The organism is Streptomyces solincola (assembly GCF_002982015.1).
GTDB classification, from domain to species: Bacteria; Actinomycetota; Actinomycetes; order Streptomycetales; family Streptomycetaceae; genus Streptomyces; species Streptomyces solincola.
The window spans coordinates 1-7,747 of the sequence record NZ_PVLV01000240.1 but is presented as its reverse complement, the minus strand read 5'-3'; the positions used below and the strand labels follow the sequence as shown (position 1 = coordinate 7,747).

The 7,747-nt window shown below is 71.3% G+C and carries 3 protein-coding genes; all 3 read left to right on the top strand.

Going from position 1 to position 7,747, the window contains the following annotated elements; translation table 11 throughout:
- Nucleotides 1-472: 472 nt before the first annotated feature.
- The 3 genes from C6N75_RS16615 (at nt 473) to C6N75_RS16605 (ending at nt 7,579) form a co-directional block, all read left to right on the top strand.
- Nucleotides 473-4,768 (top strand): discoidin domain-containing protein, encoded by a 4,296-nt coding sequence (locus tag C6N75_RS16615; RefSeq protein ID WP_105869692.1) that lies wholly within the window; start codon nt 473-475, stop codon nt 4,766-4,768.
- 162 nt (nt 4,769-4,930) lie between these two features.
- Nucleotides 4,931-5,941 carry a LacI family DNA-binding transcriptional regulator gene (locus C6N75_RS16610; RefSeq protein ID WP_105869691.1) on the top strand — a complete coding sequence of 337 codons (1,011 nt, stop codon included), beginning with the start codon at nt 4,931-4,933 and terminating at the stop codon, nt 5,939-5,941.
- A gap of 222 nt (nt 5,942-6,163) precedes the next feature.
- Complete coding sequence (locus C6N75_RS16605) at nt 6,164-7,579, top strand: extracellular solute-binding protein (RefSeq protein WP_105869690.1); 1,416 nt, start codon at nt 6,164-6,166, stop codon at nt 7,577-7,579.
- Nucleotides 7,580-7,747: the final 168 nt, after the last annotated feature.

Genomic DNA, 7,747 nt, shown 5'->3' with positions numbered 1-7,747 from the left:
GGGCGCGGTGGATGGCAGGGGGGCGCCCCGGGGGAGCCGGAGCACCATGCACGACAATTGAGCCAGTCCGTCGATTCTTTGCGGAAACGACGCCCACAGGTTTCTAGCGCGTCTCCGGTTTGTCAACGGGTCCGGCAATACCGGCAGTTGTTCACGCAAGCCGCTTGCGTCGCTTGCGGAGGCTTGCGTTTTTCCGGCAGGGTCGATGAAAGTCGCTGGCTGGGCGGTACGGCATCCGGACGGATCACGTCCGCGCCCTAGAAGACCCTGTGGCGGCAGTAGACGAACCCCGAGTCGTCTGCAACTCTCTGAGCGCTCGACGCAAATTGCATGCCACAGCGCTGCACATACGAGCGCGAGTGCGAGACCCCTCACCCACCCACCATGAGCCGCGCCCCGGGTCCGCCGCCGACGGCCCCGCCGCCGTAGGCACGCGCCGACGGCCCCCGCCCGGGACGGAGATCGGGGACAGATGAGATCGCCACACCGGAGACGGCGGGGGCGCGGGATAGCCGCCGCCGTCCTCTCCACCAGCCTGATGCTGCTCGGCTGGCCGTCGCTGACGCCCGCCTCGGCGGCGTCCGGCGGCCCCAACCTCGCCGCCGGACGGCCCGCCGCCGCGTCCAGCGCGCACGCCGAGTACACCGCTCGCAACATCACCGACGGCGACCAGGGCACCTACTGGCAGAGCGCCGGCAGCAGCCTGCCCCAGTGGGTGCAGGCCGATCTCGGCTCCACCGCCCGGGTGGACGAGGTGGTGCTGAAGCTGCCGGCCGCCTGGGAGAGCCGCAACCAGACGCTGTCGGTGCAGGGCAGTGCCGACGGCACCAGCTTCGCCACCCTGAAGTCCTCCGCCGCCTACACGTTCAGCCCCGGCTCGGCCAATACCGTGACGGTGAGTTTCCCGGCCGCCCAGGCCCGCTTCGTACGGGTCGACATCACCGCCAACAGCGGCTGGTCGGCCGCCCAGTTGTCGGAGCTGGAGGTGCGCGCGGCCGGCGAGTCCTCGGTGAACCTCGCCCGCGGCCGTACGCTGACCGCCTCCAGCCACACCGAGACCTACGTCCCGGCCAACGCGGCCGACGCCAGCAAGGCCAGCTACTGGGAGAGCCGCAACAACGCCCTGCCGCAGTGGCTCCAGGTGGACCTCGGCTCCTCGGTCCGGGTCAACCGCGCGGTGCTGCGGCTGCCCGACGGCTGGGGCTCCCGCAGCCAGACGCTGACCTTGCAGGGCAGCGCCAACGGGGCCGACTTCAGCGACCTGACGGCCGCGCGGGCGTACGCGTTCGACCCGGCGTCCGGCAACTCGGTGACGATCTCCATCGACGCGGCCACCACCCGCTATCTGCGGGTCCTGGTCACCGCCAACACCGTGCAGTCGGCGGGGCAGCTCAGCGAGCTGGAGGTGTACGGACCGGCCACCGGTGACACCACCGCGCCGACCGCCCCGGCGAACCTGGCCCTCACCGAGCCGGCCGCCGGGCGGATCCGGCTGAGCTGGAACGCCTCCTCGGACGACACCGGGGTGAGCGGGTACGAGGTGTACGCGAACAACACGCTGCTGACGACGGTGGCGGGCGACACCACCACGTACACCGACAGCCGGCCGGCGAGCGCCACCGTCACCTACTTCGTGCGCGCCAAGGACGCCGCGGGCAACGCCTCGGGCAACAGCAACACCGTCACCCGCCGCGGCCAGAGCGGCGACACCCAGGCCCCCACCGCCCCGGCGAACCTCGCCCTCACCGAACCGGCCGCCGGACAGATCCGGCTGAGCTGGAACGCCTCCACGGACGACACCGGGGTGAGCGGGTACGAGGTGTACGCGAACAACACGCTGCTGACGACGGTGCCGGGGACCAGCACCTCGTACACCGACAGCCGGCCGGCGAGCGCCACCGTCTCCTACGTCGTGCGCGCCAGGGACGCCGCGGGCAACGTCTCCGGCGACAGCAACACGGTGACGAGGAACGGCACGTCGGGCCCCGGCTCCAACCTGGCCGTGGGCAAGCCGGTCACCGCCTCCTCGACCGTGCACGCCTTCGTCGCCGAGAACGCCGTCGACAACAGCCTGACCACCTACTGGGAGGGCTCAGGCCAGCCGGCCACCCTCACCGTGAAGCTCGGCGCCAACGCCGACGTCTCCGCGCTGGTGCTGAAGCTCAACCCGGACACGGCCTGGGGAGCCAGGACGCAGAACATCCAGGTGCTGGGGCGGGAGCAGAACGCCGCCGCGTTCAGCAGCCTGGTGGCCGCGCGGGACTATGCCTTCAGCCCGGCGGGCGGCAACACCGTGACCGTGCCGGTGACCGCCCGGGTCGCCGACGTGCAGCTGCGGTTCACCGCCAACTCCGGCGCCCCGGCCGGGCAGCTCGCGGAGTTCCAGGTGATCGGCGCGGCCGCGCCCAACCCGGACCTGGAGGTCACCGGGCTCACCGCCTCGCCCGCGTCGCCGGTCGAGTCGGACGCGGTGACGCTCACCGCCACCGTCCGCAACAGCGGCCCCGCCGCCGCCCCGGCCAGCGCGGTCGCGCTGCGGCTGAACGGCACGAAGGTCGCCTCCGCCTCGGTCGGCCCGCTGGCCGCCGGCGCGCAGACCACCGTCAGCGCCGCCATCGGGGCCCGGGACGCCGGGACGTACCAACTCAGCGCGGTCGCCGACGAAGCCGGCAGCGTGATCGAGCAGAACGAGACCAACAACACCTACACCGCGCCGAGCGCGCTGAACGTGCGGCCGGTGCAGAGCTCGGACCTGGTGCCGGTGCTGACCACCTCGCCGTCGGGTCCGGCGGCCGGGGACACCGTCACCTTCCGGGTCGCGGTGCGCAACCAGGGCACCTCGGCGTCGGCGGGCGGCGCGCACCCGATCACCGTGGCGCTGGTCGACGCCCAGGGCGCCACCGTGAAGACGCTGACCGGGTCGTACGACGGCGCCATCGCGGCGGGCGCCACCAGCGCACCGGTCACGGTCGGCGCCTGGACGGCGGCCAACGGCTCGTACACCGTGCGGACCACCGTCGCCGCGGACGGCAACGAGCTGCCGGTGAAGCGGGAGAACAACACCGCCGCGCAGTCGCTGTTCGTCGGGCGCGGCGCGAACATGCCGTACGAGATGTACGAGGCGGAGGACGCGGCCACCGGCGGCGGGGCCACCACCGTCGGGCCCAACCGGACCGTCGGCGACCTCGCCGGCGAGGCGTCCGGCCGCAGGGCGGTGACGCTGAACGCCACCGGTGAGTACGTGGAGTTCACCACCCGGGCGTCGACCAACACGTTGGTCGCGCGCTTCTCCATCCCGGACGCCCCGGGCGGCGGCGGCATCGACGCCACGCTCAACGTCTACGTCGACGGCGTCCTCACGAAGGCCCTGCCGCTCACCTCGAAGTACGCCTGGCTGTACGGGGCCGAGGCGAGCCCGGGCAACTCACCGTCGGCGGGCGCCCCGCGGCACGTCTACGACGAGGCGCACCTGATGCTGGGCGAGACCGTCCGGGCGGGGGCGAAGATCCGGCTCCAGAAGGACGCCGCCAACACCTCGCGGTACGCGATCGACTTCGTCAGCCTGGAGCAGGCGACGCCGATCGCCAACCCGGACCCCGCCGCGTACGCCGTGCCGGCCGGCTTCGGCCAGCAGGACGTGCAGAACGCGCTGGACAAGGTGCGGATGGACACCACCGGCAAGCTGACCGGCGTCTACCTGCCGGCCGGCGACTACCAGACGTCGTCGAAGTTCCAGGTGTACGGCAAGGCCGTGCAGGTGGTCGGCGCGGGGCCCTGGTTCACGAAGTTCCACGCGCCCGCCACGCAGGACAACACGGATGTGGGCTTCCGGGCGGAGGGCACGGCCAGGGGCTCGTCCTTCCGGAACTTCGCCTACTTCGGCAACTACACCTCCCGCATCGACGGGCCGGGCAAGGTGTTCGACTTCGCCAACGTCTCGGACATCACCATCGACAACACCTGGACCGAGCACATGGTCTGCCTCTACTGGGGCGCCAACACCGACCGGGTGACGATCAGCGACAGCCGGATCCGCAACACCTTCGCCGACGCGATCAACATGACCAACGGCTCGACCGACAACCACGTGGTCAACAACGAGTCGCGGGCCTCGGGCGACGACAGCTTCGCGCTGTTCTCGGCCATCGACGCGGGCGGCGCGGACATGAAGAACAACGTCTACGAGAACCTGACGTCCATCCTGACCTGGCGGGCCGCGGGCATCGCGGTCTACGGCGGCTACGACAACACCTTCCGCAACATCCACATCGCCGACACCCTGGTCTACTCCGGCATCACCATCAGCTCGCTGGACTTCGGCTACCCGATGAACGGCTTCGGGACCGGTCCGACGAAGGTGGAGAACGTGTCGGTGGTCCGCTCCGGCGGGCACTTCTGGGGGCAGCAGACCTTCCCCGGCATCTGGCTGTTCTCCGCGTCCAAGGTGTTCCAGGGCATCCGGGTCAGCGACGTCGACATCGTCGACCCGACGTACCACGGGATCATGTTCCAGACGCAGTACGTCGGCGGGCAGCCGGTGAACCCGATCAAGGACACCGTCCTCACCGACATCTCGATCACCGGGGCCCGCAAGAGCGGTGACGCCTACGACGCCAAGTCCGGCTTCGGGATCTGGGCCAACGAGCTGCCCGAGCCCGGGCAGGGCCCGGCGGTCGGCGAGGTGACCTTCAACGGGCTGCGGCTGAGCGGCAACGCCGAGAACATCCGCAACACCACCTCCACCTTCAAGATCAACGTCAACCCCTGACGGGAGGGTGCGTGAAGGGTCCCGCCGGCGGTCCGACGCCGGCGGGACCTGCGGGCTGCGCAAGCGGTGTTGCCGTACGCCGGGCAGCGCGCTGACGGAAAACGATCGGCGGACCCCTGCTGACCGCAAACAACTTGCATCGCTTGCGCTAGCCTTGCGCGCATGACGCGACGACTTGCTCAGGTAGCCAAGAAGGTAGGAGTCAGCGAGGCCACGGTCAGCCGGGTGCTCAACGGCAAGCCGGGGGTCTCCGAGGCCACCCGGCAGTCCGTGCTCACCGCCTTGGACGTGCTCGGCTACGAACGCCCCACCCAGTTGCGCGGGGAGCGGGCGCGGCTGGTCGGGCTGGTCCTGCCCGAGCTCCAGAACCCGATCTTCCCGGCGTTCGCCGAGGTCATCGGCGGCGCCCTGGCCCAGCAGGGCCTCACCCCGGTGCTGTGCACCCAGACCAAGGGCGGGGTCTCCGAGGCCGACTACGTGGAGCTGCTGCTCCAGCAGCAGGTCTCCGGGGTGGTCTTCGCCGGCGGGCTGTTCGCCCAGGCCGACGCCCCGCACGAGCACTACCGGCAGCTGGCCGAGCGGCGCATCCCGGTGGTGCTGATCAACGCCCCCATCGAAGGGCTGGACTTCCCCTGCATCTCCTGCGACGACGCGGTCGCCGTCGAGCAGGCCTGGCGCCATCTGGCCTCGCTGGGCCACCAGCGGATCGGCGTGGTGCTGGGTCCGGGCGACCACATCCCCTCGCGCCGCAAGCTGGCGGCGGCCCGCGCGGCGGCCGAGGCGGCCGGCGGCGAGCTGCCCGAGGCGTACGTCGAGCGGTCGATGTTCTCGCTGGAGGGCGGTCAGGCGGCCACCTCCCGGCTGCTGGAGCGGGGGGTCACCGGCATCATCTGCGCCAGCGACCCGCTGGCCCTGGGCGCGGTGCGGGCGGCCCGCCGGCGGGGCCTGGCGGTGCCCGCCGAGGTGTCCGTCGTGGGCTTCGACGACTCGGCGTTCATGAACTGCACCGAGCCCCCGCTGACCACCGTGCGCCAGCCCATCGAGGCGATGGGCCGGGCCGCCGTGGACCTGCTGTGCGCCCAGATCCAGGGCGGCGAAGTGCCGCCCGGGGAGCTGCTGTTCGAGCCCGAGCTGGTGGTCCGCGGCTCCACCGGACAGGCGCCGCGCGCATAGCCGGCCGGCCCCGCGCCGACAGCCGCCTTTCGGCCGCCCGTATGCCACCGGCTGCGGGCGGCCTCGCTGTGTGCAGTCGACTGTCAAACAATTACGAAATCAGCGCGAGATATTGCGGCAACCTGTGGACGGTGGTTGAGTGTGCCGCGCCCCCACATCGCCCCGGGCGCCCTCGCCCCGGCGGTGGGGCGCCTTCCACGCTCCTGCCCGAAGGGGACACCCATGAGAAGAGCCCGGCTCCGCCGCACCCGCCGCGTCGGCGCGGTCACCCTCGCCTCCGCGCTGGCGCTCACCGCACTCGCCGCCTGCGGCACGAGCAGCAGCGACGACGGCGCCGGCGACTCCGGCAACAGCGCGGGCTCCGACCCGGCCGCGCCGCTGGACCCCGGGACCAAGGTGACGCTCACCATCGACTGCATGCCGCCGGCGGCCAAGGCCGCCGAGCTCAAGCAGTGGAACGAGGACGTCAGGACGTTCAACCAGACCTACCCGAACGTCACCATCCAGGGGCGCTCCACCCCGGGCCAGTGCCTGGAGCCGCCGCGGTTCACCGCCATGCTCAAGGCCAAGTCCCAGCCGGACGTGTTCTACACCTACTTCACCGACCTGCCCCAGGTGCTCGACAACGACGGCGCCCAGGACATCTCCGCCTACGTCACCGACAAGACCGTCCCGCACCTGAAGGACATCGACCCCGACGTCCTCGGCTCGCTGAAGAACGACGGCAAGCTCTACGGCCTGCCCACCAGCAACCACCGGATGGGCCTGCTGATCAACCGCAAGCTCTTCAAGGACGCCGGCCTCGACCCCGACGCCCCGCCCGCCACCTGGGAGGAGGTGCGCGCCGCCGCCAAGAAGATCGCCGGACTCGGCGGCGGCATCGCCGGCTTCGGCGAGTACAGCGCCGCCAACACCGGCGGCTGGCACTTCACCGCCCAGATGTACAGCCTCGGCGGAGACGTCGTCGACGCGAGCGGCAAGAAGGCCGCGTTCGACGACGAGACCGGACGCAAGGTCGTGGAGAACCTGCGCGCCATGCGCTGGGACGACGAGTCCATGGGCAAGACCCAGCTGCTGAAGTGGGGCGACCTGCAAAAGCAGATCGCCACCGACAAGCTCGGCATGTTCCTCGCCGCGCCCGACGACATCACGTACATGGTCCAGCAGCTCGGCGCGAAGTACGAGAACTTCGGCATGGGCCCGATCCCCGGCGGCCAGGCCACCCTCGCCGGCGGCAACAACTACATGATCAAGAAGGGCATCTCGTCCGACAAGGTCAAGGCCGCCGTCGCCTGGCTGAACTTCAAGTTCACCACCCCCGGCAAGGGCCAGTACGACTGGCAGCGCGCCAAGGCCGACGGGCTGCCGGTCGGCCTGCCACAGCCCAACCTCTGGCTGAACGACGCCAAGGCGCAGGACGACGCCGGCCGCAAGGAGCACGCCACCATGCCGGTGCGGAACTTCCAGGCGTATATGGACAAGCCGGTCGCCGGCAAGGCCGAGCCGCCGAAGGCCCAGGAGATCTACAAGGTGCTGGACAACGTGATGTCCGGGGTCCTCACCAACAAGGACGCCGACGTCGACAAGCTGCTGTCCACCGCCGCCGCCCAGGTCGACCAGGTCCTCGCCAACCAGTGACCGACGCCCCCCGGGGCCGGGAGGAGACACCCGCCCGGCCCCGGGGACCGCACGGCACCGCAGCACCCCAAGGAGCGACCATGTCGGTCCCCACGCTCACCAAGGGCCCCCGGGAGCCGGGCCGTCCGGCCGGGCCGGCTCCCGGGGGCCCTTGGTGAGCGTGGGGAC

Coding starts and splice junctions, on each gene's coding strand:
- C6N75_RS16605 (WP_105869690.1), top strand. CDS start 6,164: ATGAGAAGAGCCCGGCTCCGCCGCACCCGCCGCGTCGGCGCGGTCACC.
- C6N75_RS16615 (WP_105869692.1), top strand. CDS start 473: ATGAGATCGCCACACCGGAGACGGCGGGGGCGCGGGATAGCCGCCGCC.
- C6N75_RS16610 (WP_105869691.1), top strand. CDS start 4,931: ATGACGCGACGACTTGCTCAGGTAGCCAAGAAGGTAGGAGTCAGCGAG.